This window comes from Peribacillus sp. B-H-3 (assembly GCF_048572925.1).
Classification (GTDB): domain Bacteria; phylum Bacillota; class Bacilli; order Bacillales; family DSM-1321; genus Peribacillus.
Window position 1 is genome coordinate 1,581,487 of record NZ_CP183879.1, and the last position, 26,002, is coordinate 1,607,488.

Annotated in this window: 29 protein-coding genes, 1 tRNA gene and 2 pseudogenes; 16 read left to right on the plus strand and 16 right to left on the minus strand. The window is 40.4% G+C overall.

Annotation, left to right across the window (positions count from 1 at the left end):
• The first annotated feature begins 16 nt into the window (after positions 1-16).
• Positions 17-937: an RluA family pseudouridine synthase gene (locus tag ACN6MY_RS07785; RefSeq protein WP_419883450.1), complete on the plus strand. Its 921-nt coding sequence runs from the start codon at positions 17-19 to the stop codon at positions 935-937.
• A 158-nt stretch (positions 938-1,095) separates the two neighbouring features.
• On the opposite strand, the gene prpE is transcribed toward ACN6MY_RS07785, so the two are convergent.
• Complete coding sequence (prpE, locus tag ACN6MY_RS07790) at positions 1,096-1,839, minus strand: bis(5'-nucleosyl)-tetraphosphatase PrpE (protein WP_419883451.1); 744 nt, start codon at positions 1,837-1,839, stop codon at positions 1,096-1,098.
• A gap of 280 nt (positions 1,840-2,119) precedes the next feature.
• Between prpE and fabI the strand changes: the two genes are divergently transcribed.
• The 6 genes and pseudogenes from fabI to ACN6MY_RS07820 all read left to right on the plus strand — a co-directional run.
• Positions 2,120-2,893 carry an enoyl-ACP reductase FabI gene (fabI, locus tag ACN6MY_RS07795; RefSeq protein ID WP_419883452.1) on the plus strand — a complete coding sequence of 258 codons (774 nt, stop codon included), beginning with the start codon at positions 2,120-2,122 and terminating at the stop codon, positions 2,891-2,893.
• Between the two features lie 615 nt (positions 2,894-3,508).
• Complete coding sequence (locus tag ACN6MY_RS07800) at positions 3,509-4,156, plus strand: hypothetical protein (protein ID WP_419883453.1); 648 nt, start codon at positions 3,509-3,511, stop codon at positions 4,154-4,156.
• 17 nt (positions 4,157-4,173) lie between these two features.
• On the plus strand, positions 4,174-4,557 hold the full coding sequence (locus ACN6MY_RS07805) for a DUF1360 domain-containing protein (protein WP_419883454.1): 384 nt from the start codon (positions 4,174-4,176) through the stop codon (positions 4,555-4,557).
• Between the two features lie 323 nt (positions 4,558-4,880).
• Positions 4,881-5,375 (plus strand): YhcN/YlaJ family sporulation lipoprotein, encoded by a 495-nt coding sequence (locus ACN6MY_RS07810; RefSeq protein ID WP_419883455.1) that lies wholly within the window; start codon positions 4,881-4,883, stop codon positions 5,373-5,375.
• A gap of 41 nt (positions 5,376-5,416) precedes the next feature.
• Positions 5,417-5,773, plus strand: a complete 357-nt coding sequence (gene spoVAE, locus ACN6MY_RS07815) for a stage V sporulation protein AE (RefSeq protein WP_071351963.1) — start codon at positions 5,417-5,419, stop codon at positions 5,771-5,773.
• 173 nt (positions 5,774-5,946) lie between these two features.
• Positions 5,947-6,024: pseudogene (locus tag ACN6MY_RS07820) on the plus strand (YjcZ family sporulation protein); the annotation flags it as partial.
• Positions 6,025-6,060: 36 nt separating this feature from the next.
• Here ACN6MY_RS07820 and ACN6MY_RS07825 read toward each other — a convergent pair.
• Positions 6,061-6,495, minus strand: coding sequence for a hypothetical protein (locus ACN6MY_RS07825; protein ID WP_419883456.1), 435 nt, complete (start codon positions 6,493-6,495; stop codon positions 6,061-6,063).
• 148 nt (positions 6,496-6,643) lie between these two features.
• Here ACN6MY_RS07825 and ACN6MY_RS07830 point away from each other — a divergent pair, with 148 nt between their 5' ends.
• Positions 6,644-6,898 (plus strand): stage VI sporulation protein F, encoded by a 255-nt coding sequence (locus ACN6MY_RS07830; protein ID WP_090987526.1) that lies wholly within the window; start codon positions 6,644-6,646, stop codon positions 6,896-6,898.
• Between the two features lie 55 nt (positions 6,899-6,953).
• On the opposite strand, the gene ACN6MY_RS07835 is transcribed toward ACN6MY_RS07830, so the two are convergent.
• Positions 6,954-9,248 (minus strand): UvrD-helicase domain-containing protein, encoded by a 2,295-nt coding sequence (locus ACN6MY_RS07835; protein ID WP_419883457.1) that lies wholly within the window; start codon positions 9,246-9,248, stop codon positions 6,954-6,956.
• A gap of 154 nt (positions 9,249-9,402) precedes the next feature.
• On the opposite strand from ACN6MY_RS07835, the gene ACN6MY_RS07840 reads away from it, so the two are divergent.
• The gene (locus tag ACN6MY_RS07840) at positions 9,403-9,714 is read left to right on the plus strand and encodes a hypothetical protein (protein WP_419883458.1); all 312 of its coding nucleotides are present in this window, start codon (positions 9,403-9,405) and stop codon (positions 9,712-9,714) included.
• Between the two features lie 51 nt (positions 9,715-9,765).
• Here ACN6MY_RS07840 and ACN6MY_RS07845 read toward each other — a convergent pair whose 3' ends face one another.
• The 7 genes from ACN6MY_RS07845 to ACN6MY_RS07875 form a co-directional block, all read right to left on the minus strand.
• The gene (locus ACN6MY_RS07845) at positions 9,766-10,257 is read right to left on the minus strand and encodes a spore coat protein (protein WP_419883459.1); all 492 of its coding nucleotides are present in this window, start codon (positions 10,255-10,257) and stop codon (positions 9,766-9,768) included.
• Between the two features lie 127 nt (positions 10,258-10,384).
• The gene (locus tag ACN6MY_RS07850) at positions 10,385-10,630 is read right to left on the minus strand and encodes a hypothetical protein (RefSeq protein ID WP_419883460.1); all 246 of its coding nucleotides are present in this window, start codon (positions 10,628-10,630) and stop codon (positions 10,385-10,387) included.
• Between the two features lie 185 nt (positions 10,631-10,815).
• The gene (locus ACN6MY_RS07855; RefSeq protein ID WP_419883461.1) at positions 10,816-11,241 is read right to left on the minus strand and encodes a GNAT family N-acetyltransferase; all 426 of its coding nucleotides are present in this window, start codon (positions 11,239-11,241) and stop codon (positions 10,816-10,818) included.
• Positions 11,242-11,246: 5 nt separating this feature from the next.
• On the minus strand, positions 11,247-11,756 hold the full coding sequence (locus ACN6MY_RS07860) for a YjcG family protein (protein WP_419883462.1): 510 nt from the start codon (positions 11,754-11,756) through the stop codon (positions 11,247-11,249).
• A 211-nt stretch (positions 11,757-11,967) separates the two neighbouring features.
• The gene (locus ACN6MY_RS07865) at positions 11,968-12,690 is read right to left on the minus strand and encodes an alpha/beta hydrolase (RefSeq protein ID WP_419883463.1); all 723 of its coding nucleotides are present in this window, start codon (positions 12,688-12,690) and stop codon (positions 11,968-11,970) included.
• 584 nt (positions 12,691-13,274) lie between these two features.
• Positions 13,275-13,430 carry a YjcZ family sporulation protein gene (locus ACN6MY_RS07870; RefSeq protein ID WP_419883464.1) on the minus strand — a complete coding sequence of 52 codons (156 nt, stop codon included), beginning with the start codon at positions 13,428-13,430 and terminating at the stop codon, positions 13,275-13,277.
• A gap of 240 nt (positions 13,431-13,670) precedes the next feature.
• Complete coding sequence (locus tag ACN6MY_RS07875) at positions 13,671-13,895, minus strand: hypothetical protein (protein WP_419883465.1); 225 nt, start codon at positions 13,893-13,895, stop codon at positions 13,671-13,673.
• Positions 13,896-14,054: 159 nt separating this feature from the next.
• On the opposite strand from ACN6MY_RS07875, the gene ACN6MY_RS07880 reads away from it, so the two are divergent.
• Positions 14,055-14,127: transfer RNA gene (locus ACN6MY_RS07880), tRNA-Val, on the plus strand.
• A 118-nt stretch (positions 14,128-14,245) separates the two neighbouring features.
• Here ACN6MY_RS07880 and ACN6MY_RS07885 read toward each other — a convergent pair.
• Positions 14,246-15,067, minus strand: coding sequence for a tyrosine-type recombinase/integrase (locus ACN6MY_RS07885; protein ID WP_419883466.1), 822 nt, complete (start codon positions 15,065-15,067; stop codon positions 14,246-14,248).
• Positions 15,068-15,176: 109 nt separating this feature from the next.
• On the opposite strand from ACN6MY_RS07885, the gene ACN6MY_RS07890 reads away from it, so the two are divergent.
• Positions 15,177-16,297, plus strand: a protein-coding gene (locus tag ACN6MY_RS07890; protein WP_419883467.1) for an IS3 family transposase whose coding sequence is annotated in 2 segments (ribosomal slippage) — positions 15,177-15,426 and positions 15,426-16,297 — 1,122 coding nt in all. Because the reading frame shifts where the segments join, the coding sequence is not laid out codon by codon here.
• Here ACN6MY_RS07890 and ACN6MY_RS07895 read toward each other — a convergent pair.
• From ACN6MY_RS07895 to ACN6MY_RS07905, 3 genes are all read right to left on the minus strand, one after another.
• The gene (locus ACN6MY_RS07895; RefSeq protein WP_419883468.1) at positions 16,241-16,564 is read right to left on the minus strand and encodes a hypothetical protein; all 324 of its coding nucleotides are present in this window, start codon (positions 16,562-16,564) and stop codon (positions 16,241-16,243) included. The genes ACN6MY_RS07890 and ACN6MY_RS07895 overlap by 57 nt on opposite strands.
• Before the next feature lie 348 nt (positions 16,565-16,912).
• Positions 16,913-17,308, minus strand: coding sequence for a DUF1648 domain-containing protein (locus ACN6MY_RS07900; protein WP_419883469.1), 396 nt, complete (start codon positions 17,306-17,308; stop codon positions 16,913-16,915).
• 90 nt (positions 17,309-17,398) lie between these two features.
• A complete protein-coding gene (locus tag ACN6MY_RS07905; RefSeq protein WP_419883470.1) occupies positions 17,399-18,427 on the minus strand; it encodes an IS1595 family transposase in 1,029 nt (342 codons plus the stop codon).
• 29 nt (positions 18,428-18,456) lie between these two features.
• Between ACN6MY_RS07905 and ACN6MY_RS07910 the strand changes: the two genes are divergently transcribed.
• The gene (locus tag ACN6MY_RS07910) at positions 18,457-18,774 is read left to right on the plus strand and encodes a hypothetical protein (protein ID WP_419883471.1); all 318 of its coding nucleotides are present in this window, start codon (positions 18,457-18,459) and stop codon (positions 18,772-18,774) included.
• Positions 18,775-18,928: 154 nt separating this feature from the next.
• Here ACN6MY_RS07910 and fdhA read toward each other — a convergent pair whose 3' ends face one another.
• Positions 18,929-20,149: a formaldehyde dehydrogenase, glutathione-independent gene (fdhA, locus tag ACN6MY_RS07915; RefSeq protein WP_071352754.1), complete on the minus strand. Its 1,221-nt coding sequence runs from the start codon at positions 20,147-20,149 to the stop codon at positions 18,929-18,931.
• A gap of 532 nt (positions 20,150-20,681) precedes the next feature.
• A complete protein-coding gene (locus tag ACN6MY_RS07920; protein ID WP_419883472.1) occupies positions 20,682-22,118 on the minus strand; it encodes a glycoside hydrolase family 1 protein in 1,437 nt (478 codons plus the stop codon).
• 234 nt (positions 22,119-22,352) lie between these two features.
• Here ACN6MY_RS07920 and ACN6MY_RS07925 point away from each other — a divergent pair, with 234 nt between their 5' ends.
• The 4 genes and pseudogenes from ACN6MY_RS07925 to ltrA all read left to right on the plus strand — a co-directional run bounded on the left by ACN6MY_RS07925 (position 22,353) and on the right by ltrA (position 25,838).
• Positions 22,353-23,078 (plus strand): MurR/RpiR family transcriptional regulator, encoded by a 726-nt coding sequence (locus ACN6MY_RS07925; RefSeq protein ID WP_419883473.1) that lies wholly within the window; start codon positions 22,353-22,355, stop codon positions 23,076-23,078.
• Positions 23,079-23,245: 167 nt separating this feature from the next.
• Positions 23,246-23,320 carry a hypothetical protein gene (locus ACN6MY_RS07930; protein WP_419884105.1) on the plus strand — a complete coding sequence of 25 codons (75 nt, stop codon included), beginning with the start codon at positions 23,246-23,248 and terminating at the stop codon, positions 23,318-23,320.
• A 190-nt stretch (positions 23,321-23,510) separates the two neighbouring features.
• Positions 23,511-23,906, plus strand: coding sequence for a cupin domain-containing protein (locus tag ACN6MY_RS07935; RefSeq protein ID WP_419883474.1), 396 nt, complete (start codon positions 23,511-23,513; stop codon positions 23,904-23,906).
• Between the two features lie 605 nt (positions 23,907-24,511).
• Positions 24,512-25,838, plus strand: a pseudogene (gene ltrA, locus ACN6MY_RS07940) (group II intron reverse transcriptase/maturase).
• Positions 25,839-26,002 lie beyond the last annotated feature (164 nt).

Here is a 26,002-nt window from a genome sequence, read left to right on the forward strand (position 1 = left end):
AGCTATGGCAAACTTCATGTCAAACAACAGCAGCAAACAGCATTTCACCTTAAGCTGGAGGGTGGAAAAAGGGCAGTCAGGAAAGCTGCTCCGCGAATTCTTATCAGGCCGGGATATTTCAAAAAGGGCTCTCACCGCCATTAAATTTGGCGGCGGGAGGATCCTGGTGAATGGCATTGAAGCAACTGTACGATATTCACTGCATGAGGGTGACCAGGTGGAAGTGCATTTTCCTCCTGAAGCCGGGAGTGAAGGATTAAAGGCTGAGAGACTGCCGCTTTCCATTAAATATGAAGATGATTATGTCATGGTTCTTGTCAAACCTCCTTACATGAATACAATCCCTTCACGTGAACATCCAGAGGGCAGCCTGGCAAACGCACTGGCTGGATATTATCAGGAAAAAGGGCTGTTATCTACCGTCCATGTTGTCACAAGGCTCGATCGGGATACATCAGGCCTTTTGCTTATTGCAAAACATCGGCATGTCCATCATTTATTTAGTGAACAGCAAAAAGCCGGTGGTGTAAAACGCACGTATGATGCCGTTGCAGAAGGGTCCATTTCCTGTGAGTCGGGCCGTATAGAGGCCCCTATCGGAAGAAATCCTGACAGCATCATCGAGAGAGAAGTGAGGGAGGACGGGCAATATGCCTGTACACTCTACCAGGTTATGGGCTATTATGACGGCTATTGCCATGTGAAGCTCAGGCTCTTAACCGGCCGCACCCATCAAATCAGGGTGCACCTTTCCCATCTTGGACATCCTCTCGCAGGGGACGATTTATATGGAGGAAGCCGCCAGGCCATTTTGCGCCAGGCACTTCATTGCAGTCAGCTGACTTTCTATCATCCATTCCTGGAGAAGGAACTGACATTTTCAGAACCGCTGCCGGAAGATATGAAAAAGCTGCTTGCCTCAATTAAAAGGCTATGAATATGTCTGAAAAAAGCGCTGGTAATTTTCAGTTATGATGCTACAAAACTTCTAAATAAAACAAAAAAGATTAATAGAGCACATGCAAAAAAACCTCCTGGGATGGTCTTACCAGGAGGTTTTTTGTTTAGTTATGTTCAGCCTACAGCGGGCTTGTCTTAATCAAAGGTACTGCGGAATTTTTCAGGAAGAAAAGGCATGGAAGATGGCACAGATACGGTTTCGAGCTCAGGATAGCGCAGGGCGGTTAATTTTCCGCCGAAAACGCAGCCTGTATCAATATTAAAGGTGTTGTGGATATGCCGCACCTCTTTAACCGGGGTATGGCCATAGACAATTAAGGGCTTTCCTTTATAGCTCTTCGCCCAGTCACGCCTTACCGGTGAGCCGTCAGGATGCTTTTCGCCTGAGATGTCTCCATAAAGGACAAAGGTTTTCACCTTATCTGATGTCTTACCAATATAATCTTCTTTTATGCCAGCATGTGCAATAATCAGAGAATTGCTGTCAGCAATCTGATATAGTGGTGACTGCTCATAAAGATCTATGAATTTCTTTCTGATTTTCTTTTGGCTCCTTGCGGGAAGGGCTTCATATTCTGCTACAGTGGTTTCGAGGCCATATGTAATCTGCACCTTGTTGCCCAAAAAGAAACGATAAAGCTTATTGCAATGATTTCCGGGCGAATACAAAGCCAGCTTATGTATAAGAACCAATTCATAAACAACTTCAATGACCTTCAGTGAATGTGGTCCGCGATCGGTCAAATCTCCAACAAATCCAAGAATCCTGCCATCCGGATGAACAGGGTATCCCTTTGACCAGTCATATCCCAGCTGTTTTGTGAGTGACTCAAATTCATCAAAACAGCCATGGATGTCTCCGATAATATCTATTTTCATAAAAACTCCCCCTAATGCTTCATTCACACGATACATTTATAGTACCACCATTGCTTTTAATAAAAACAGGCTATGTTTCTCATCATCTAGTATAGGCCATGAATGGGAATTTCATCCCGCAGCTTGTTTTAGCTCTTATAGGTTTTCAAAAGGAAAGAGGAAGGCACATGTACGGCAGGAATAAAAAACCCCCAAAGGTGTTTCTTTGCGCTGTTTTTTGTTATACTTGAATTAAGTACTAGGTACTAATGACTCGTAATAAATTGGAGGGCATGAGGCTATGACTCTTTCTTTAGAAGGTAAAACATTTGTAGTGATGGGTGTTGCAAATAAACGCAGTATCGCATGGGGAGTTGCACGTTCTCTTCATGAAGCTGGCGCAAAATTAATATTTACATATGGACGGGAACGCACGGAAAAAAGTGTGCGTGAGCTTGCTGCAACTCTTGATGGAGCATCTTCCCTGATTCTTCAATGCGATGTGTCAGAAGATCAGTCCATTGAACAATGCTTTAAAGAAATTAAGGAAAAAGCAGGAGTGATTCACGGGATTGCCCACTGTGTCGCTTTTGCCAATAAAGAAGAACTGAACGGCGATTATATGAATACAAACAGAGAAGGCTTTCTGCTTGCGCATAACATCAGTTCATATTCACTGACAGCAGTTGCGAAAGCAGCGCAAGGCCTGATGTCAGAAGGCGGATCTATCGTAACGATGAGCTATCTTGGCGGCGAGCGTGTTCTTCCGAATTATAATATTATGGGAGTGGCCAAGGCGTCACTTGAAGCAAGTGTAAAATACCTGGCAAACGATTTAGGTAAACATGGCATCCGAGTGAATGCCATTTCTGCAGGCCCTATCCGGACTCTATCAGCGAAAGGCGTAAGTGACTTTAACTCCATTCTGCGGAAAATTGAAGAGCAAGCTCCTCTTCGCCGCACAACAACTCCTGAAGAAGTAGGGGATACAGCCCTTTTCTTATTCAGCGCTCTTTCAAGAGGCATTACAGGTGAAAATATACATGTGGATTCAGGCTACCATGTAATGGGCTAATGATTTATGTCTGCAAAGAAGCGTCTCATATGAGGCGTTTTTTTTTTGTGGCAATGCACCCTTTCACCTTAACTTTACTCCTATTTGCTCCGTTTAAAATCACTGATATAATTTCTTCTGCCTGGAAGCATGCAATACCATACATAAATGCAAAAAAGAAAAATATATTGTACATAGACCGGAAAATGGTCCAATTATGAAGAGACCGGTGTTATTGATCTGTCTGGTTACCCAAAATGAATGTACATTAGTCCGATTTTATAAAGGGGGGAGCGGCTATTCATACTGTAAAGAAGCACTTTTTCTTAATTGACGGAGTCCGTTCGGTTAATGAGGTCATAAAAAAATCAGATAAGCAAAAATGCAGCATTCCAAGAGTAAGTATTAAAAATGCCCTTTCTCAGGAAATTCTGCTTGAAAAGCTTGCGAAATTGCCGGCCTTTGCCCCAAAGCCGGTATGCCGATTTACCTTCAATGGCAAAGCAGTAATTGGACGCCTGGAAAAAAGGAATGATTCTATATTGTTCATCAGGCACCAATTCGGCAGGAAAATGACAGAATATCCAGAGAGCCTGCTTGAAAGCATCAGCATACTGAAATATTAGGAGGCGGAATATGGCAGACAACAAGAAAGAAGGAGCATCGACTAAACCGCTATTTTATATCATCCAGCCAGATATTACAGAAGGCCCAAAGCCAAATATGCAGCAAGAGTACCGCTCTAAAAATAAAGAAAAGGAACATCCAAAGAAGGAAGAGAAAAAGGTCCTTGAAGAGGATGCGGTAAGCCGGAAAAAAGAAGATGAAGAAAGAAAACTTGAACAGGTGAAGGTGGAATTTGGCGTGTATGACGCCATGAAAGAAATAGAGGATGAGATAGAAGCGATTAAAACGGTAAAAGATCCCAAGCCTGCAGGAAATGCCGAGGCGATTAAAGAAATTAATGCAATCCTCGAAAAAGAATCAAATATGATTAAGAGGCTGATGAGCGGCGAAGAAGAAAAGGAACAGCCAGCAGAAGCATTGCCAGTATATCAGGAAGAGAGAATGGATCCCAAGGAATTGAAGAAGATGAAAGAACAGATAACGCGGGTATTGAAAACTCCCAAAGGATCGCCAAAGCCTTACTGTGAAGCCGTCATTCATGGAAGTAAAATCCGGTTTCAAATTATCGGCAAGCAGGACGGTGATGTGAAAATTAAAGTCGGCAGCTCGGTTCATGTTGTCAGCCTCCAGGATATTCGAGACTTCACCATTGTTTAAAGCATGATAAAACTCTCATGAAAGCGGTGAAGCTGATGTACCTCGAAACCATCCATCCTGCTGCCATTATTCTGCTCGGTTTGGCTTCCTTCCGGTTAACAAGGCTGATTGTGTATGATAAGATTACTGAATTTTTCCGGAGACCATTTTTTAATGAAATTGAGAAGGAAAACGAAGAAGGCGTTTCCGAGATTTACCTCCTGCCGAAAGATAAAGGGATGAAACGATGGGTTGGAGAACTGCTGAGCTGTTTTTGGTGTACGGGAATTTGGGTCAGCATATTTCTGTATGGGCTATACCTTCTTAAAAATCCCGCCGGCGACGCAGTGATCCTTGTCCTTTCCATAGCAGCCATCGGATCAGTGTTTGAAGTGGTAATCGCAAAGATAATGGGTGATTGAAAGGGACAAAGCTTTTTCCCGTTTCATATACTAACAATATAATTAAAAGGAGGCTTTGTGATGATCAGAAAACAACAGCCCATAAACATTGTGCAAAGACCTATTAAAAAAAGCCCGCCGGTAGCTGTAAAGAAAGGCTGCGGCTGCAATAAAGGAAGATAATAAAAGGGATGGGACCTTATCTTAATGGATAAGGTCTATTTTTTTTGCGGAAAATTAGAAATGAACAAACTGATTCTTTGTAATTTCCTTATCCTACCATTCATAAATTCTCTCTTCATAAAAGAAAATAGAGGTATAACCAAAATACGGGAAGTGAAAAAATGTTAACCTTCAGAGAAAAAGGAATAGGCAAATGGTTTTCTTTGCCTGTATTCATTCTTTTTATTATTCTTGCAGGCTGTTCAGGAGATGGCCAGAATAATGATGATTTGTCACTTGTTAAGAAAATCGATCCAGCTCCAATGGATATCATCAAAACTTCTAATGAAAATGATGATACCGCGAAAAGAGTGAAAAAAGAAGTAGCCGGCCATAAGTACATTTATGACGTGGTGACGGTCAAGCATGGAAAAACCATTATCGTCGCTTACAAGGTGAAGCATCTTCACAGGTTCCAGATGAAAAGTATCGAAAAACAGGTAACAGGAAAACTCAAGCAGAAATTTCCTGATCATCAATTCATCGTGTCGAGTGATTATAAGATTTTCCTTGAATCCGTGCGATTAAATGAAATGCTGCAAAAAGAAGATGTTCCAGAGAAAAAAGCCAAAAAGAAATTCCGGGAAATCGTTGAATTAAAGAAAGAGTTAACCTAAACGATCAGCAAATATGCTGTTAAAAAAAGGAGGAATCTGCTATGCTGCCTATGTTTTTTTGGGCATTTGTTGTAGGAGGAATCATTTGCGTTATCGGACAGCTTCTGTTCGATGTTGCCAAGCTTACTCCAGCTCACACGCTTAGTACACTAGTTGTTGCAGGTGCAATATTGGATGGCTTTGGCCTTTATGAGCCCCTCATTGATTTTGCAGGAGCCGGGGCAACGATTCCCATTACCTCATTCGGTAATTCTTTAGTGCATGGCGCGATGCAGGAATCAGCGCGGCATGGGCTTATCGGCGTGTTAACAGGCATGTTCGAAGTAACGAGCTCAGGTATTTCAGCCGCCATCATATTCGGATTCATCGGGGCACTGATTTTTAAACCTAAGGGCTGAGTGCACTGAGTGTATCTTTTTTGAAATAGGCTATATATCTATGGAGTTTGCCTATACACCTTGGGTTTCCTGTCATATGTTAGAAGGGAGAACCCAAAGTGAGGTGAAGCGGAATGTATGGATATGGATGGGGAGGATACGGACCAGGCTATGGTTATGGAGCAGGATACGGAGGAGGATATGGCTCTGGATTTGCTTTGATCGTTGTATTATTTATTCTCTTGATCATTGTGGGCGCTGCGCTATGCTAAGCTTTTTATTTAACGGAATAGGCGGCGCCTATTCCGTTAAAATAATAAATGAATTTTCTTGCTCATATGTTTTCTCAGCAAGTTCTCCGGTGTTTGGCCATTTTTCCTGCAGCGGCAGAAAAGGCTGAGACAAAGTTCTCTTCTGAAGGTGCATACCTCCGTATTTTCACGGGATGGTACCCGCTTTGGTTTATCTGGCGGGAAAAGCAAGGGATTTATCCATACAGCTTCATGCTTTCTACTTTTTTCGGCGGATGCGTTTTTACTAAATGGTTTTATTTTCAGTACGTTCCGAGCGTTATCGTTCAAATGAATGTTCACTTCATTCTGTTTAGCTTCAATCTTTGTTACAAAAGCAAGCGGGAAGGAAATTCTTTCAGTATCCGTTTCCACAACTGCTTCTGTTCTTGATACTTCCTTTAGCTCTCCAACCCGGCGTTCAATTTGCTTTGGCCTGCGGGAAAAAAACACAGCATTTCCTCCTGCCTATATAACTTTTACATATCATATGCAGATGTGCTCAGTTTGTTAAATACCTGTTTCCTCCTGCTGTAAAAACTCCTATGAACCATTTCCCCCCCGAGCGCATAGGATATTACAGAGAAGGAGGGCTTAGAGAATGGAAAATAACTTTTTTAAAAACATTGAAGGCAAAACCGGTGTAAATATGAAGGATGTTTTTGAACTGGCAAATTCTCTTCAGGGAGCTAACTTTAAAGATGAAGCGACAGTGCGGAGCGTAATCAAAAGGGTTTCTCAAATTGCGAAAAAGCCGGTAAATCAGGAAACAGAGGATAAAATTGTGGCAAGCATCGTAAAAGACGGAAACAAATTAGACTTTGGCACACTTGCCAATATGCTGAATAAAAAGTAAAACCTATTTGTACCTGAACCAAATGAAACAGGCGGGGAAAAACCCCCGCCTGTTTCTATTTTTTCAGCGCCTTTAAAAATCGTGAAGGATAGGCCGTTTTTCCGCGTCTTGTTTTTGGTACGGAAATGTACAGCTGTTCCTGTGCCCTGGTTGCTGCCACATAAAGCAGGCGCCGTTCTTCTTCCAGGGAGCTTTCATTTCCATTTCTGTATTCCTCAAGGGAAAAGTCATGAGGGAGGCTGCCGTCTACTGCCGCCAGAATATAAACGGTTTTATATTCAAGTCCCTTGGACCGGTGGATGGTTGTTAATTGGATGCTGTCTGTAAAATGCTTCGAAAGGTTTTTCACTTCTTTAATCATCGCTGTCATATGATCTGCATGTTCAATAAATTCGGCCAGCGTTTCAAAGCGTTTGGCGGCTACCCGCAAATCCCGTATATCATCGGAGGCCTTTTCAGCACTTCCATCATTGCCGCGCTTTTTTACAAAATCCTTAAAGCCCAAATCCTTTTCAATGATTTCTAAAGCAACAAGCGGAGAGACGGTTTTCAGTGAACGAATTTTTTTGGGCAGTGCTTTAAGCTTTTTTTCCTGAAAAGCATGTCCAGTTTTTACAAAAGAAAAGCTATCAATAAAATCGCAATCCTGCAAAATGGTCTGAGCCTTCATTTCCTGAAGGACGCTTTGCTTCAGGAAAAGGGAAGAAAGGACTTCACCTGCAGGCTTCGGATCTTGAGGTGTGAGGCTGAGGCGCATAAAAGCAAGCATACCTCGTACAAGTCTCCGTTCGTAAAAGCTCTCTGCATCCCTTTCAATCACAAAAGGAAGCGTCGATGAAGCGAGCCGCTCAAATATGGCCCTCGACATAGAATGGGTCCGGTAGAGAATCGCAAAATCCCCGGGACTTGCCCCGTTTTGAATTTTCTCCTGAATGTCCGTCACAATCATCGTTGCTTCAATTTCTTCATCATAAGGATAAAACATGACAGCAGGAGTGCCATCATTGTGCTGTGCGCTCATGGTTTTGCTCATACGGTGAAGGTTGCGTTTAATAATCCGGTTGGCTGCTGACACAATTTCGTGCGAAGAACGGTAATTTTCCGTGAGCTTCACCACTTTTGAACCAGGATAGTCTTTTTCAAAATTCAAGATGAAGGACGGATTGCTGCCGCGAAAAGAATAGATGGCCTGATCATCATCTCCTACGGCACAAATATTTTTTGTCTGCTTTGACAGGAGCTTGATCAGTTCGTATTGAACTTTATTAATATCCTGAAATTCATCCAGAAGAAAGTACTTGAATCTTTGCTGATATTTTTCGAGAATTTCCGGGTTATCTTTTAAGAATGAATAACACCCGGCGAGCATATCATCAAAATCATACCGGCCGTTATTTTCCTTATATTCTTCATAATGCTGATATAAAGCGGCGCAGGATTTTTCCCAGTCATCCCGAGGCTGGATGCCATCAGGGAAGATGAGGGAGTTTTTCCATAAGCCAATTTGCGCGATGGCATTTTCAAAGGAAAATTCCTTTTCATCAAGGGACATCTCCCGTGCAGCCATTTTCAGAATCTTCTCTTTTTCCCAGTCCCACTTGATTAAACGCTCACGCTGCCATTTATGAGGTTCATGAAAAATCAGGATTTTATAAAAAATACTGTGGAAAGTGCCGTTTACGAGCTGAGAAAGCACCCCTGAGGTGATATTAGGATACGTTAAAAGCCGGTGCTTCATTTCATTGGCCGCCTTGGCAGTAAAGGTGACAAGCATGATGCTCCTCGGATCGATTTTTTTAACTGTAAGCATATAGGCAGTCCGGACTGTCAGCACCCTGGTTTTGCCGCTTCCGGCACCTGAAAGCACAAGCAAGGGGCCTTCGGTTGCAGTGGCTGCGTCAGTCTGCTGCTTGTCCAGCACAATTTTCTGTTCGTTAAGCTGCTTAAAGAAGTCATCATTTATATCGGAGGAAACTGGCGGCTTGGAGCGATAGGCCGGGCTTCCTTTGACAATCTCGCTTTTCCAGTATGGAAGGTATTCTGTCTTGGTTTCTGCAATTGCCCTTGATTTTGGCAGCCTGAATCCTTCACCGGACTCTTCTTCCTGCTGGCTGTTTGTTTCATTGGCAGCTGCTGTTTCGCTTTCCGTTTCTGCAGCATCACAGCGCTGGGCCTTGGACGGATGGTAAAAGTGGGGAAGTTCATTAATTCCTATATAAAGACGCACAGGATTTCCGCATTGTCTGCAAAAAAGCTCGCCATTTTTGCTCTTTTCATAAAGCGGCTGCAGCTGATCAGGGGAGATGCGATTCAAATCAATTAAAGTATTGTGTAACATTGCTAATTTCATAGAAAAACCTCTAATCACATATGGAATACTACTCATAATCATAACAGAACATAATAGAAACAAAAAGAGCACGAAGAACATGTTTATCTTATCAGTATAAGTGGTATGTAAGTAAAAAATTGCGAAAACATATGAAGAAAAGAGGTGGAAGCAGATGGGATACATAATGCCAATTACTCACTATGAGTACATACAATATGCCAGCCGCACTGCTGCAGCAGAGGAAGAGCAGCCGATAAGAGCAGTAAGCGGAGTTGCCCCTGTAAGGCCGATTAACTTTTATGGTGAGCTTCAAAAGGAAATAGAAGGAAGTGCTGAAAAATCAGCTTCCCAAATCAGCAGCGAATCAAAAAATCTGCAGCTGCCGCATTTTGCCCATTACAAGAGCAGCGTCCCAAGGGAAATAATTGAACAAGCAGCGACAGAGATGACCGGCAAAGGCTGGTTTGTAAATCAGACGGTGTGATATCAGAATAAACATCAAAAGGACACATATGTGTCCTTTTTGATGGGAGTTTTACAGAATATCCAATTCTACGATTAAAGCGAGCAATAGCTGAAGAAGCAGCTGGATGTTAACGGCCACTTGAGCGTCAGTTGTGGTAACTTCAACATTTCTGGAGTTTTCAATGATTGTTTTTTGGCGAGTGATTTGGCTAATTTTAGAAGACTGAAGCAATTCCTGAGTGATTTGCTCTGCTCTGCTGCTGTCCGCGATGGAGATGCTGATTACCACCACGATGGCTGCCTGCAATGCTGCCTGCAGAGATAGTGCAGCCTTAACATCTGTAGACGTTACATTTACATCACAAGAATCTTTGATATAAACTAATTCCTCAGAAAGCTGAAGCTGTGTGCTGTTTTGAACAGCTTCTTGCTCTACGTCATTTCCGGAACCGCAAAACGCTGCCATTGGGTGCTCGTTGCGGTCATCCAGAGCGGACCACTTTCTTTCATGGCAGTTGCTGCTGCCGCTATTGCCTTTGCTTCTATAAACATCTTGATTCATATTTGATTATCCTCCTTTTATCTTACTTCCCTATTACTGTATGCTGTGCGTTTCACTATGTTTGGACGGATACCCTTGATTAATTCGTCTATTTTTAAATTTAATCTGAAAAATTTTCATGCAGCACCTATTTATCTCCTTCATAAATATTCGTGCGCGGGTTCACGTCTTTTTCTGTAATGCTGTTTTCGCTTTGCATCAGCTTGTTTGATTGTTCCTGGAGATACTTAAGGGTTTCCTTTAAATTTGCTTTTTCTTTCTCTGAAAGGTCATGCTTGCCCTTTTGGACTCCGTGTTTTCGAAGTGTACGCGAAACCAGTAATTCCATCAGTGCTTTTTGCGAATCTGTGACATTAAAGTCCTTTTCACTCATCTAAATCCCTCCTTACAGTTACTTATAAATAGACTATGACCCGGTTTGGGATTTGGCATTAGATATGAGTGGATTTTCTGAAATTTTTAAGTCAGTGGAGGGATTTCGAGGAAAATAGGGGAGGAAAGAGGGACAAAAAAATCCCGGCACACTGCATATACGACATGCAGTGTGCCGGGATTACCTTATATCTTCATTTTCATGGTGTGATGCGGAATGCCGGCATCGAGGAATTCTTCTGATACGACCTGATATCCGAGCTTTTCATAAAAAGGGATAGCGTGATTCTGGGCATTAAGCTTCAATTCATGAATGTTTTGCTTCTTTGCTTCATCATGGATGGCCGTCATGAGCATGGTGCCTGCACCTTTGCTTCGGACATCGGATAAAACACAGATCCGTTCAACCTTGCCCATACCGTCCACAAGACGGAAACGTCCAGCACCAATAGGGGAACCATGATCATCATATAAAACAAAATGCTTTGCTTCTTCTTCATACTGGTCGATTTCTTCTTCAGCCGGAACATTCTGCTCGTGTATAAACACTTTGGTCCGGACTGAATAGGCATCTTTCATTTCAGCTTGTGAATCTGCTTGTTTAACAATCACTTTCTTTATTCATCTCCTAACCGGAATGTTTCATATACAGTCCAGGCTCCATCATCCAGCTGATAAAGCAAATGGAACCGCTCGATTTCCTCTTCATGGGACAAATCGAGCATGCTCAGCTGGCCGAACACATCTGAATGTTCATCGTCTGACAGCTTTTGGCCGATTGTGATATGCGGCACGAAAGCATATTCGGATGTTTCAGGAGAAAAGGTATTCAATTCATTATGCAGGGCTTCAAGTTCAGCGGAATTTTCCACTTTAAAGTAAATCGTATTTGAAACCGGCTGGAAGGTGCTGGCTTTTAGCACCTTTAAAGAAAATGGCTGATATTTCTTAGCGATTTCTTTTAACTTTAATGCAATTGGCTTGATTTCTGAATCTGTTGCCTCAAATGCACCCTTAAGCGTGACGTGCGGAGGAATTAAGGCATAATGGGAATCATAGCGCTTCCGGTAAGAATTCGCTTTATCCTGAAGCTTTTTTGAAGGGAAAATGGCCACACCGTAATTCATAAAAATACCTCCTGGATCGACATGTATTTGTTTTGCGGCATGCAAGAACGCCAAGGCTTGACAGCCCGGTGACCGGCATGGAAGTGCAATGGCCCTTTGCGCAAAAATGAGGATATGGTATGTATCTGAACGCAAAGGAACATGTATTTGTTAGATATTATAACAAAATTTTCGGAAAACAGGGGGACGATTCTTTAAAACATTTTCCCCCTTAAAATAATTCTTTGAGGGCCCTCTTAAGGTCTGCCTGCCAGTATTTCCAGGTATGGCCTCCGTCAAATTCCTCGTAGCGATATGAAAAGCCCCGCTCTTTAAACACTTTGCTCAGTTTACGGTTAGGTTCAATGAAGTTCTGGATTTTTCCATCTGTTGTCGGTACCTCGGTTTCACCCGTTCCTGCAGCATGATACAGCTCAAGCAGATGTGGATCAGTGAAGCTTGCAACAGCATCCAAAACCGCGTCATTTACAAGAGGGGAGTGAAGCATCGCTTTTCCGAAGGTATGCGGATATTTCAGTGCAGCCATCAGCGAAACGGTGGCTCCGAGCGAATCCCCGATAAGGGCCCTGCCCATTCCGACCCCGTAGCCTGGAAGCTTTTTGTCTAAATATGGAACAAGCTCATGGGCCAGAAAACGGATGTAAGCAGCATTCTGTTCACCTTCGGGATGGTATTTGCTTCTCCGGTCATGAACATTACGGTATGGTATCCCGATGATAATGATATTTTCGATTTCTCCCTTATAAAGGAGTTCATCGGCCATCCTGCCGATTCTCCCCATTTGGAAATAATCCCGTCCATCCTGAGCGATGACCAGGGAATATTTATATAATGGAGAAAAATTTGCGGGATAATAAATCAGTAATTCTAACTCTTCCCCTAATTCCTTGCTTAAAAACATTTCTTCTTTTATCGTGCCTTTAGGTATTTCCATCACTTGCACCCTGCTTTCTAAAAAATGGCTGTAAGGGCTTACCACACCATTTTATCATAATGATGAAGGATTTTTCCTGCTTAACGATTGATGACTGGTTTTTATTATTTGGAGATCAGCAAATGACTCAATTCATACTAATAAAAAGGATAATAGGGATTAAGGATTCCCCAAAAAGAAAGGTCGGATTTTTTCAGACCTCTAATCAAGCTTTATATAGAGAACTGTTTCAAACTCAGATGTTTTTTGCTTTTTTTTGAAATAAAATTTTATCCATCCACAGATAATAGTTTTCTTCTTTATATAATAACATTTATGGGCTTATACCATAAATGGAACCACAAGATATGTCCATAGCCAGGAGATGGAAAATAACCTTTTTACTGGAATCTGATATGAAAGGAGACATTGAACGAGGGGGGAGAGAGACTAATGTTCTGTATAAAATTGCTGTATGGTTTGTAATAATAAATCCTAAGGACTATGGTCCAGGTAAATGAATGTTAATTATACGTAAAATACCAAAAAGAAAAAGGGAGCCCATAAATAAGGACTCCCCAATTTTTTGCGTCTAAGCAGAGGTATTAATAACCGCCGTAACCGTAACCTCCGCCGCCATAGCCTCCGCCGCCAAAACCGCCGGCACAACTGCAACCAACAATGATTAGGAGAATAAACAGAACAACCACAAAGGCAAAACCGCCTCCGCCGTAACCGCCAACTCCAGCTCCATCTGACATTTCAAATCCCCCTTTGATAACGGGAGGGTATTACATGGGTAGTGCTATAGTATGCGCGAATAAATAAAATGATACTTGAACTCTTTTTTATATAATTTTTGCTTCGGCCGGGACGCCAGACCATATGGGGTCATCACTTTGAATTCTATTGTGCACAGCGATATGGTTAGTTACATAGCATCTTTAATAATGGGGAGTTTAATTTGAAGGAGGTGGGGAAGTAATCCGATATTGCATTTATTAACCGGAATATTCGTAGTGCTGCTTGAAAATTCGAGAAGATAAGATATTGCTGATTTTAAATGTTCTTTTCGTTTTCCTGAGGAAACAATAGGCCCGAACATAATCCTCCGTGATATCCAGCACCTGAATCCTGCGCTGTGAAACCTGGCCCTTTTCTGATAAATAAATAATTTCGAGTACGCTGTCTTCTTTCAAGCTTCTCAATAAAGTGCTGTTCATCATTGTTCCCCCTTTTTATTTATTATATGAGAACAAATGTTCTTTATGCAAATGAAACATCTGGGAAATACAAAAAAATAAAAAAAGTTTATAACTTTTTCAGAAAAAGGGATTGACTTTTTCCCAGTAAAAACTATAATGAAAAATGTACTTTAATAAAACGATCTGTTAGCTCAGCTGGGAGAGCACAACCTTGACAGGGTTGGGGTCGGCGGTTCGATCCCGTCACAGGTCATCTTTTAAATAAAGCTCAAATCCTTTTATATCAAGGGTTTGGGCTTTATTTTGTTTATATTCCCCCACAAATTTAAGCGTAACTAAGGTGTTTGGTGCCATTTTGGTGCCGTAAAGATTTATTTTGTATTAGTTAATAGGATATCAATCTTATTTGCGGCATCTTCTTGCATGTTAGGAAGTATATGCGAGTAGATATCCATTGTTGTTTTGATATTGCTGTGACCCAGCCGCTCTGAAATAACTTTAACATGTACACCTTGAGAAAGAAGCAGAGTAGCATGAGTATGCCTAAGATCATGAAAACGAATAAGGGGTACAGCAGCTTCCTTTATGAGCTTATGGTATGTCTTCTTTAAATTATTGGGATTAACAGGGGTTCCTATGGACGTACATACGACAAGATCATAATCACTATAAGCACGTCCACAAGCAAGCTTTTCTTTTGCTAGTAAACGTTTCTGTTTCTTTAGTATCAGAATACTTTCGTTAGCCAGTTTAATACTCCTTACACCTGCCTCAGTTTTAGCCCCATTTAAGAAATACTTCCCATCCCCGCTCAATGTTTGATGTACATACAAAATACCTTTTTCAAGATCAACATCTTTCCAACGAAGCCCAAGAATTTCACCACGCCGCATGCCAGTAGTTAATGCAAGATGAAATGCTGGATAAAAACGGTGTTTTATAGCAACCTGCAAGAACTGGTTCATTTCTTCCATCTGCCATACCTTCATTTCCTTTTTTGTTATTTTAGGCAACTGCACTTTTACTATTGGATTAGAAGGAAGTAACTCCATATTTACCGCATGATCAAGAGCACTTTTAAGAATGTTATTAAGCTTCTTAATGGTTCCACTGGCGAGTCCGTCCTCTACTAAATCATTTACATAACTTTGCAGTAAGACAGGGGTTAGCTTTGATAGTTGCGTATTCCCCAAAATAGGAACTATTCGATTTTTTATGTAGCCTTTAGATAGGCTACACTAGGTTGGACAGAAAAATTAAGGTCAAGTAGACTACAGATACTATACTAGAGGAGAATCTACGATGACTAAAAAAGAACGCCGGACATTTACGGCGGAATTCAAGCAACAGATTGTTCAGCTTTACCAAGATGGAAAACCAAGAAAGGATCTGATTCGGGAATATGATCTTACGCCTTCTTCCTTAGATAAGTGGGTGAGTCAGAGCCTGAAGACCGGTTCATTCAAGGAAAAAGACAATCTATCACCAAACGAAAAAGAACTGATCCAACTACGCAAAGAAAACAAGCAGCTTCAAATGGAGAATGACATTTTAAAGCAAGCCGCGCTGATACTAGGACGAAAGTAAATGTGATCAAAAATAACCAGCACAAATACTCGATATCAGCAATGTGCAAAGTCCTCCAGCTTTCCAGAAGCACCTACTATTATGAAGCAAAAGAGAGAGCTTCCGAGGACGATTTGACATCCTCTGTCATCGACATCTTCCATAAAAACCGCCAGAACTACGGAACACGAAAAATCAAGGTTGAATTGAAAAAGCTTGGGTACCAGGTGTCCAGACGCCGGATTGGCCGGATCATGGATGAACAGGGACTTGTCTCAGCTTATACGGTCGCCCAATTCAAACCGCATAGCAAGAGCTGTAATGAATCCAATCAAAAGAACGAAGTCAATCGTGAATTCGACCAGGCAGAAGAGCTTGCGGTCGTGGTTAGTGATTTAACCTATGTAAGAGTCAATGGGAAATGGCAGTACATCTGTGTCTTTATTGATCTCTTTAATCGCGAAATCATTGGCTCCAGCACGGGACCGAATAAAGATGCGGCCTTGGTTTACCTGGCTTTATCATCCATCAACAGGGACCTTCGAAAGATTACATATTTTCATACGGATCGTGGCAGCGAATTCAAAAACAATTTGATTGACGACGCTTTGGAGACGTTCGGTATCATACGATTGTTGAGTATGAAGGGGTGTCCTTATGATAATGCAGTGGCAGAAGCAACGTTTAAAATCATCAAGACAGAGTTCGTTAAACGTCGCCATTTTACCAGTTTAGAAGAGTTAACAAGAGAGTTTCAGGATTATGTTCATTGGTTTAATCACATTCGAATTCACGGAACGTTAGGCTACATAAGCCCTATCGAGTATAAACTGGGACACCTTATAAAAACTGTCTAGTTTAGTGTTGACAATCCAGTTATTAAAGTGGTAATTGAGGGGGGGAGATACAAAGCAATACTTCCAGGCAGGAATACTGATTAAAATCCCAAATTCACCTCTCATTTTTCCAGGAAGAAACGTGACAAAAGTTTCTACGTATGATGGAGCAGAATCAACCTCAATAAACATCCTTTCAATGTAGGGAAGTACCTGATCATATAAGCCTTCAGCTATTCGGGAGTTTGAAACAATAAAGTCATTCAATTTAATTTCCTTATCTTTCATTCTTTATCCTCCTATATAGTTTAGGATGGGCGTATGAACGTTAACCATTTCGTGAGGACTCTTAGAGGTTACATACGAAGGGGTTTTTACTGTAACTCTATGTAACTATACTTTTTTCTTCTAGTAGTTAGTATTGGTTTTAATTTTAAAAAAGGAGGGCTTAGAATGGAAAATAGATGAAACGAAAGCTCTTGACAAATAAGGGATTGCAAATAGTAAAAAGTATGGAATACTATTAAAAAAAAGGCTCTGTTAAACTTTATTGTTGATTTTTTAGATATTTTTAGGGAACCCCCTATTTTATTGGTTTCCCTATACTGATAAGCAAAGTCCTTGTCGTTGACAAATTTATAGAACTGTCCCAATTATTTTCCAATTAGCTAATATAAGACAGATTACTATACCATTTTTAATTGCATTCACAATGATTCTATTGTATTTCGTTTCTTTTTCTTTATCGTCACTTCGGTACATTCGTAAGTTGATGTTTTGTGGAAACCTTTCAAAGAAACTAAAAACAATCCAAGCTAATATTCCAAAGACAGGAAGACCCAAAATGCTTTTTTTACTTTCCCATTGAGATACACCACCATCTGAGTCAAATCTCATTGGGATGTTATTCGGTAATGACGACCACTTCAAATAAATGAATAAAAAAATGACTATTATCGCAATTACCGACAGTAAATCAAAACATTTTTCAAATAGAGTCCTTTGAGTGTTTGCATTTAATCGGTTCGGCATTCAATAACCCCTTTCATTTAATTTACTTTCAATAGTGAAGTTCTTTTTATGCGTTGAGAATTGTATAGCATCTATTTGGGTGAATTTGGTTTATACCTTGAATTTTGATAATCGCAAACTGTCATATGTGTCCGTCATTTCAAATACAAATGATGATAATAGAAATTCTTTTATATGCTGTTTAGTGCTTTCGTTGCTACGACTATCGACAAATAAGAACCAAGCGAGGTAATTGTCGAGATACTTAGTAGCCACGCCTTTAAAACGGTCTATCCATTGTTTTAGACGGGAGTGGAGACCGTTGACATTTTGGATGTGATACAAGCCCTTAATAACGTGTTTGCCACCGTCTGATTTAATACGATAATGCTCTAATCCTTTTTCTTTAGCATAGGTTTTGTAAGCCCTCCAAGCATCGGTTACAATCACGTTTTCTTTGGACAGTTTAGAACCAATCAAGGCATCAACTTTCGGTTTTACAATACGCCCCATACAAGCAACTTTGGAGACAGTTGCTTTTGTTCGGTCTCTTGCAACGAGAACACATACCTGTTCGTGACTAATTCCTCTATGTTTGGATTTTCCGCCACGTTTGCGAGGTTTACGGTCTGTGATGCCTCGTTGTCCTTTTTGAGAGTACAGGAAATAGGTCTCGTCAATTTCAACGATACCTTCAAAATGTTCAATATCCATTTGTTTTAGGGCATTTAATAGTTTGTGCCTCCAATAAAAAAGTGTAACCCAAGTAACCCCTACGATTTCAGCCGATTTTCGCAGGGAATATCCTTTAAACATACAATCAACAAAGGTAATCCATTCGTTGCCTTTTCGGGTACGGTACAAGACGGTATTGGTTGTATCAGTAAAGGTTTTGCTACAAGCCTTGCAACGATAACGTTGGCGACCATTGTACTTCCCGAACCGAACAACGTGTTCTGATGTACAATGTGGGCATTCAAAACCTTCTTTGAAACGAGTTTCTCTCATTTCGTGGATTAATTGACCACCAGCAGAGGAAGAAGGTTCAACATAGCGTTTAACCCATTGGTAAACTTGTTCTTTTTTTGTATGTGGTAATTTGTCAATATGCTTTAACAAGTTGCTAAACGCTTTGCTCACCTTGATAGCCTCCACGAACACTTGTTCTTATGTTGATTATATCAAGAATTGGGACAGGTATCAAATATCAACATTTACCTTTAACAGAGCCAAAAAAAAAGAAAAAACAAGCTTGTGTACAAGTGTATGGTCATCTTCTAGAAAAATCAGAAGAATACGTTCTTAAGAAAAAGTCTGCTGTACTTTGTACAAGGTTCAATATGGGTGTTCTGGCTAAAGAAAATCTGTCTGAACCCTATGCACACGTTCCGTTTCCAGAAATGAAGAAGATACTTGAAAAAGCCGAATCTCTCAATAAAGAAGAGCATGGTTTACAAATGAAGTTAGTAAGTGAATTAGAACGATAAAATCCTACTTCCCTAAGTATGACAGGAAGTAGGATTTTTCGATTTTAGTACCCACAGTACAATAATTAAATCAAAACTTGAAAGTAGTCTGGGGAAATCGCATAATGTAATTAAGTTAAAAATACTTAAGGTGCGCCAACACCTTATGATTCTATCAACTTCTCACCAGACCATGAGGATCGATAACGAATTTTTTTGATGCCCCGTTATCAAATTCCGCATAGCCGCTCGGTGCTTCATCCAGAGAGATTAATGTCGCGTTAACCGCTTTGGCGATCTGCGCCCTGCCGCTCAAAATGGAATTCATCAGTTCCCTGTGATAGCTCATGACAGGTGTCTGCCCGGTAACAAATGTATGAGCCTTTGCCCAGCCTAACCCCAAACGGATCTTTAAGGTTCCGTGTTTGGCATCATCGTCAACCGCTCCCGGGTCTCCCGTTACATACAGTCCGGGAATTCCAAGTCTTCCGCCTGCTCTAGTGACATCCATTATAGAGTTCAATACGGCAGCTGGAGCCTCCTCGCCTGATCCTGCACCATGTCCATGTGCTTCAAAACCGACACAGTCCACAGCACAGTCCACTTCAGGTGCTCCCAGCAGCTGATCAATCTGCTCACCAAGATTGGCATGTTCACGTAAATTGACGGTTTCACAGCCAAAGCTGCGGGCCTGGGCCAAACGTTCTTCTATCAGATCCCCTACAATCACTCTGGATGCCCCTAATAGCTGGGCGGAATGGGCTGCTGCTAATCCAACAGGGCCGGCACCGGCTATGTAAACCGTAGATCCTGTCTTTACTCCAGCAGAAACTGCACCATGATAGCCTGTCGGGAATATATCAGACAGCATGGTCAAATCTAGGATCTTTTCCATAGCCTGATCTTTATCCGGAAACTTCAACAGCTGGAAATCTGCATATGGGACCATTACATATTCTGATTGTCCGCCAACCCAGCCTCCCATATCTACATATCCATAGGCTGAACCTGCCCGGTCCGGATTCACATTTTCACATACATGGGTATTCCGTTCTTTACAGCTTCTACAGCGTCCGCAAGCAATGTTAAAAGGAACAGAAACTAAATCTCCCTTTTTAATGAATTCAACATCGCTTCCTACCTCAATTACTTCTCCTGTGATTTCATGGCCTAGTACCAAGCCGCTTGGTGCTGTCGTCCTTCCTCTTACCATGTGCTGGTCGCTTCCACAGATGTTCGTTGTAACGACCTTTAAAATAACACCATGATTACACTTCCTGCCCACGTTCAACGGGTTCACTCCGGGGCCGTCCTGCAGAACCAAATCCGGATAACTTATATCCCTTACTCCCACCTCTCCTGGTTTCACATAGACTACCGCACGATTTCCAGCCATACAAAAATCACACTCCCAAAATGTATTGGTAAAGCCACATTTGTAAACGCTGTCATGTAGTCCCTATTATACTATTTATTTAGAGTTTATCAAATTAGAAGTTTTAGAACTGAATTGAGACATTAGTCTATCATTTTAGGAGAAAATTAGACTTTATATCAATAAAAGGGACCGTACATATTGTCCATATCAAATACGGTCCTTTTACTAAACAAAAATAATATGGCCCTTATATTGGCAGTTATTGATTTAAAGTACCTATTATTTGGTTGTCTTGCAGCCTTTGTTTTTTAGCTTTCCGGAAGTGGAACAATTCATAGAACGTCGGAATAACAATCAGTGTCAAAAGGGTGGAAACGATCAGCCCAAAAATTACGACTACGGCAAGCCCTTTTGAAACGAGATGTAAACTCATCGCTGATTCATGTGTAACCAAAGCCACCACAAGGGCTGAAGTTAAGAGGACTTTAAATAAAAATAGGCAGAGAAATAATCCCTGCCTAAACAATTATGATATAATCCATTAGTAAAATTATAGTTTCTCACCATTGCTTGCAATCACGTCTTTATACCAGAAGAAAGACTTTTTCTTTTTACGCTCTAATGTTCCACTGCCATCATCATGCTTGTCTACATAAATGAAACCATAACGTTTAGAGAACTCACCTGAAGACATACTTACCATATCGATACATCCCCAAGTTGTATAGCCCATTAGCTTCACTCCATCTTCAATGGCTTCACCCATCGCTTTAACATGTTCACGAAGATAATCAATCCGGTAGTCATCATTGATGGAGCCATCTTCCTCTACCTTATCATAGGCACCCAACCCATTTTCCACTATGAAGAGCGGGATTTGGTAACGGTCATATAGTTTATTAAGGGAAATTCGTAATCCAACTGGGTCAATTTCCCAGCCCCAATCACTAGCACTAAGGAATGGGTTCTTCACACCGCCAATAATATTTCCTTGTGAAGCTTCGTCATCTGTCTTCACCTTTTTCTCGGTTCTCGACATGTAATAACTAAAGCCGATATAATCAACCTTACCTTCTTTAATTAATTCTAAATCGCCATCTTGAATGTCTAATTCAATATTATGTTCTTTAAAGTAACGATTAATGAAAGCAGGGTACTCTCCGCGTACCTGTATATCTCCGCAGAAGTAGTTGAAAAGTTGTTCTTCCTGAAGGGAAAACATGATATTTTCCGGATTACTATCAAACGAATACACAGGCGCATAAAGAATCATACAGCCGATTTGGGAGCCAGGTATAATCTCATGGCACGCTTTTACTGCAATGGCACTAGCGACAAATTGATGATGGTACGCCTGGAAGGTTGGCTGATATTTATCCTCTGCTTTTTGAATCGAAAAACCAAGTCCTTGAATCGGCATCACCAGGCCGCTATTAATTTCATTAAAAGTCATCCAGTACTTTACTTTATTTTTGTAACGATTGAAGATAGCTTTAGCATATCTTTCAAAGAATGTTACAACTTGACGGTTTCGCCAGCCGCCATATTTCTTTACAAGGTGAAGCGGCATTTCATAGTGAGAAATGGTTACTACCGGCTCGATACCATACTTGTGCAGTTCATCAAACACACGATCATAGAAAGCTAACCCCTCTTCATTAGGCTCTAACTCATCACCTTTTGGGAAAATTCTTGTCCAGGCAATGGACATACGGAATGACTTAAAACCCATTTCCGCAAACAGAGCAATATCTTCTCTATAGCGGTGGTAGAAATCTATGGCTTCATGGTTTGGGTAGCTATATTTCTCCGGATGGATTTCAAAATCAAAACCAGGATTCAATAGTAAGTCATATCGCTTTTTTCCACCTGGAAGAACATCCGCAATATTTAATCCTTTATTTCCTTCCTTATATCCGCCTTCCATTTGATTGGCAGCAGTAGCTCCTCCCCACAAAAATCCTTCTGGAAATTGATAAGTTGTCATTGGGTTACCTCCTATTATTTTTCCATAGTAATTAGTATATGATATGTGTTTGGAATTAAATCTCTCAGCTTCATTTGGAATCGTAACTCTTTTTATAAAAATCGTAAATATGTTCTGCAAATCTTGTTGTTAATAACATTGGTAGTCATTTGTTTCAAAACTGTAACACTGTGTATCATCCGAAAATTATGTTAAAATAAATATCAACATTATTTTAGAAGGGATCGCCCACGTATGTTTTCAAATGAAATGATTGCATCATTCAATGAATTAGAAACTTCCTTATACAACTACATCATGCAAAACAGCGATAAAGTGGCCTATATGCGCATTCGTGAACTAGCCGATGAGACGCATGTTTCCACTGCAACGATTTTACGTTTTTGCAGAAAAATAAACTGTGAGGGATTTTCCGAATTTAAGGTCAAACTTAAACTCTATTTAGAAGAAAATAAAAATACGATGATTAAAAGTTCGCAACATTCTCTTGTTGAGTTCTTTGAACGGACATTAAAAGGAGATATAGAGGAAAAGATCAGGCAAGCTGCAAATATAGTTAACAAGGCAGATAATGTGATATTTTATGGGATTGGAAGCTCAGGAATCCTAGCGGAATATGGAGCGAGGTATTTCTCAAGCTTAGGTAAATTCTCGATGTATATTAAAGATCCTCATTTTCCAATTCACTCGAAATTGATGACCAATAGTGTAACCATGGCTTTATCTGTTTCAGGGGAAAATCCGTTTACTGTTACCCACCTGCATCAACTGAAACGAGAAGGCAGTATGGTTATTAGTATCACAAACAATAAACTATCTACCGTTGCTAAGATGTCTGATTTCAATATTTCCTACTATGTAACAGAAGAATTCATTGAAGAAGCGAATATTACGACACAAGTACCTGTTATTTATATTCTAGAAGCCATGGCTAGGGATATATATAAATTGAATCACTAAGGTTAGTGATATAGCATCAATACTGTGAATCCAAAATATTACTCCTTTCTATAAAAACACATCCTAATGCTTAGCATTGATGTTAAAAAAGCCCTGTATGACAGGGCAATTCTTTACTTGGACTAGTAGTGGAAAAGCTAAAAAAGTTATTTTCCATCGATACGTTGATGTTAGAAGGTGGAGGCTTTCTAAACGGCTCCTTTTTAAATGAAGGTTTAATTAATGAGTTGAGTTTGGTTTAGTCCCGATTGCAGATGCTGCATCTAACTCTGTGACACTATTTGAAACGAGTTCTCATCTAAATAAAACTCAACCAGTAAATTTCTTTTTGAAGGACATAGAAAAGCTGGAAGATGGTGGGCTATGGTTAAAGTATGTAACAAAACCAAAATTAATTACCTTTTTACTATAAGAGAAAGTGGGTCCTGAAAAGTGAAATATGAACAATTAAGCAATAGCACAATCTTTCCATTGGGACAAAAGGTTGATGCAAACTTTATTGGTGCTGCATACTTACAAATGGTGTATACCAATCCAACGCCACTTAATACTGCAATCGGTAATGTAACCTTTGCTCCAGGAGCCCGCAATAACTGGCACTCACACAAAGTCGGACAAGTTTTGTTAGTTACTGGTGGGGAAGGTTGGTATCAGGAAGAGGGAAAACCAGCTCGTTTACTCAAAACGGGGGATGTAGTCAACATTTCGCCGAATGTAAAATATTGGCATGGTGCCACAAAAGACAGTTGGTTTGTACACTTAGCGATGACACCAGGAGAAACAGAATGGTTAGAGCCTGTAGATGGTGAATGGTACAATAAATTATAATTGAAATTAGTATATAGAAAAGCCGATTTTCCAAAGGAGGAGTTCGGCTTTTTTTGCTTTAACTAGGTGAAGGTTTGTACTTAAACTAAAGGGTGCGTGTGCGGCCGAGCATAGGTCGTATCATATAGCGGGTGGGATTCCCGTCGAGTAAGAACTAGCCATTCGCTCGTAGCGAGTCTTGGAGGGCTAAAGGTAACTTTAGTCTTTAAGCGTAGACAGTTAGGTGGCGGGCCGAAAGCCAAATGGTTGAAGGGATTGAGCTCCATAATGTTAGTAAACCGAGAGGGTTGATGCGTTACGCACAGCAGAAAGCTACATTTTATCTTTCGATAAGGTGAGAAGGATAAAACCTCTCTGGAGTCAGAGACCTTGGCACGTTATACATTGATATGATACGGCAACTCGGGAGACCCTACCGGTCTTTTCTTTTTTTAGAAGAGTATGGTCAACAAGCGATAACAAGTAAGGAAACCAAATGCCGTGTAGGGAGTCGGATAGCAGCGTAGTACCAATGAAGTTGGGTAATGCCGATGGAGGGAAGGCTAGCTACCAGTTATCACCCTTACTAGGGACACATTTACTACACACAGAGGTAGGTATAATAAATGGAAACAAAACTACTAAGGATAGCAGAATTAGCAAAATCTGATACTAAAATGAAATTTACATCTCTTGTACATCTTTTAAATAAAGAAGCATTAGTCAAATGTCATCTTGAGCTACCCAATAAGAAGGCAACGGGGATTAACGGTACAACTAAAGAGCAATACGGTGAAAGTTTAGAAGAAAACATAGAGGATTTAGTAAGACTTAAAAGCAAAAGCTATCGTCCTGTTCCAGTAAGAAGAATGTATATTCCAAAGCTCAATTCAAACAAGAAAAGACCATTGGGAATACCGGAACATGAAGATAAAATTGTTCAAAAAGGCATTACAAAGATACTAAATAACATTTATGAAAATGACTTTCTAGATTGTTCCTTTTGGATTCGGCCCAAATCGTAACTGCCATGATGCTTTGAAAATACTGAACCACTATATTGAAAAGAGGTCAGTAAATTATGTAGTAGATGTAGATATTAAAGGATTCTTCGACAATGTTGACCACATATGGATGATGGAGTTCTTAAAACTGCGAATCGCTGACCCTAATCTACTAAGAATAATCGGTAGGTTTCTTAAAGGTGGGTATATGGAGGAAGGTAAGAAATACAAGACAGACAATGGCACACCGCAAGGTGGAGTAATATCTCCGATATTAGCCAATGTTTATCTCCATTATGTCCTCGGCCTGTGGTTTGAGAAAAGGGTTAGGAAACAGTGCAAGGGACAAGCATACATAGTGAGATATGCAGATGATTTTGTTTGTTGTTTTCAATATAAAAGTGAAGCCCAGCAATTCTTCCATTCTTTAAAGTTGAGATTAAAGAAATTTAATCTAGAAATAGCTGAGGATAAAACCAAAATTATTCCCTTCGGGCGGTTTGCGGAACAAAATGCAAATCAACAGGGGAGAAATAAACCTGCAACTTTTGATTTCCTTGGGTTTACTCACTATTGTGGGAAAAGTAAACAAGGGAAATTTCGAGTAAAACGGAAATCAAGCAGAAAGAAAGTACAAGGTAAACTAAAAGAAACGAAAGAATGGCTGAAGAGTAATAGAAGTAAAGACATTCATATGATTATGGATAGATTTAAACGCTCTCTAATAGGTTATTACAACTATTATTGCATCACTGATAATACCCAAAATGTTAACAACTTCAAAGACAAAATAGAAAAGTTATTGTTTAAATGGCTCAATAGAAGAAGCCAAAGGAAATCCTTTACTTGGGATAAATTCAGTCTATTTCTTAGTAAATATCCACTTCCATCACCAAAAATAAAAGTAAATATATACGATTTAAGAAAAGAGATTAGCTACATTCTGTAAACGATGACTAGGAGGAGCCGTGTGCATTAATAGTGCAAGCACGGTTCTGTGAGGGGGGTGGAGTCCAATTTACCGCAAGGTAGAAAGGCTCCCTTCTACTCGACTCGTATTATAGAGTTAACCAGTTTTTACTGGTTGCTCCTTTTTTTTATAGGACCTATTAT

Excerpts from the sequence above, each read along its gene's own strand:
- ACN6MY_RS07785 (WP_419883450.1), top strand. The coding sequence starts at position 17 with ATGTCAAACAACAGCAGCAAACAGCATTTCACCTTAAGCTGGAGGGTG.
- prpE (WP_419883451.1), bottom strand. The coding sequence starts at position 1,839 with ATGAAAATAGATATTATCGGAGACATCCATGGCTGTTTTGATGAATTT.
- fabI (WP_419883452.1), top strand. The coding sequence starts at position 2,120 with ATGACTCTTTCTTTAGAAGGTAAAACATTTGTAGTGATGGGTGTTGCA.
- ACN6MY_RS07800 (WP_419883453.1), top strand. The coding sequence starts at position 3,509 with ATGGCAGACAACAAGAAAGAAGGAGCATCGACTAAACCGCTATTTTAT.
- ACN6MY_RS07805 (WP_419883454.1), top strand. The coding sequence starts at position 4,174 with ATGAAAGCGGTGAAGCTGATGTACCTCGAAACCATCCATCCTGCTGCC.
- ACN6MY_RS07810 (WP_419883455.1), top strand. The coding sequence starts at position 4,881 with ATGTTAACCTTCAGAGAAAAAGGAATAGGCAAATGGTTTTCTTTGCCT.
- spoVAE (WP_071351963.1), top strand. The coding sequence starts at position 5,417 with ATGCTGCCTATGTTTTTTTGGGCATTTGTTGTAGGAGGAATCATTTGC.
- ACN6MY_RS07830 (WP_090987526.1), top strand. The coding sequence starts at position 6,644 with ATGGAAAATAACTTTTTTAAAAACATTGAAGGCAAAACCGGTGTAAAT.
- ACN6MY_RS07835 (WP_419883457.1), bottom strand. The coding sequence starts at position 9,248 with ATGAAATTAGCAATGTTACACAATACTTTAATTGATTTGAATCGCATC.
- ACN6MY_RS07840 (WP_419883458.1), top strand. The coding sequence starts at position 9,403 with ATGGGATACATAATGCCAATTACTCACTATGAGTACATACAATATGCC.
- ACN6MY_RS07845 (WP_419883459.1), bottom strand. The coding sequence starts at position 10,257 with ATGAATCAAGATGTTTATAGAAGCAAAGGCAATAGCGGCAGCAGCAAC.
- ACN6MY_RS07850 (WP_419883460.1), bottom strand. The coding sequence starts at position 10,630 with ATGAGTGAAAAGGACTTTAATGTCACAGATTCGCAAAAAGCACTGATG.
- ACN6MY_RS07860 (WP_419883462.1), bottom strand. The coding sequence starts at position 11,756 with ATGAATTACGGTGTGGCCATTTTCCCTTCAAAAAAGCTTCAGGATAAA.
- ACN6MY_RS07865 (WP_419883463.1), bottom strand. The coding sequence starts at position 12,690 with ATGGAAATACCTAAAGGCACGATAAAAGAAGAAATGTTTTTAAGCAAG.
- ACN6MY_RS07870 (WP_419883464.1), bottom strand. The coding sequence starts at position 13,430 with ATGTCAGATGGAGCTGGAGTTGGCGGTTACGGCGGAGGCGGTTTTGCC.
- ACN6MY_RS07875 (WP_419883465.1), bottom strand. The coding sequence starts at position 13,895 with ATGATGAACAGCACTTTATTGAGAAGCTTGAAAGAAGACAGCGTACTC.
- ACN6MY_RS07895 (WP_419883468.1), bottom strand. The coding sequence starts at position 16,564 with ATGAAAGATAAGGAAATTAAATTGAATGACTTTATTGTTTCAAACTCC.
- ACN6MY_RS07900 (WP_419883469.1), bottom strand. The coding sequence starts at position 17,308 with ATGCCGAACCGATTAAATGCAAACACTCAAAGGACTCTATTTGAAAAA.
- ACN6MY_RS07910 (WP_419883471.1), top strand. The coding sequence starts at position 18,457 with ATGTTGATTATATCAAGAATTGGGACAGGTATCAAATATCAACATTTA.
- fdhA (WP_071352754.1), bottom strand. The coding sequence starts at position 20,149 with ATGGCTGGAAATCGTGCGGTAGTCTATGTGAAACCAGGAGAGGTGGGA.
- ACN6MY_RS07920 (WP_419883472.1), bottom strand. The coding sequence starts at position 22,118 with ATGACAACTTATCAATTTCCAGAAGGATTTTTGTGGGGAGGAGCTACT.
- ACN6MY_RS07925 (WP_419883473.1), top strand. The coding sequence starts at position 22,353 with ATGTTTTCAAATGAAATGATTGCATCATTCAATGAATTAGAAACTTCC.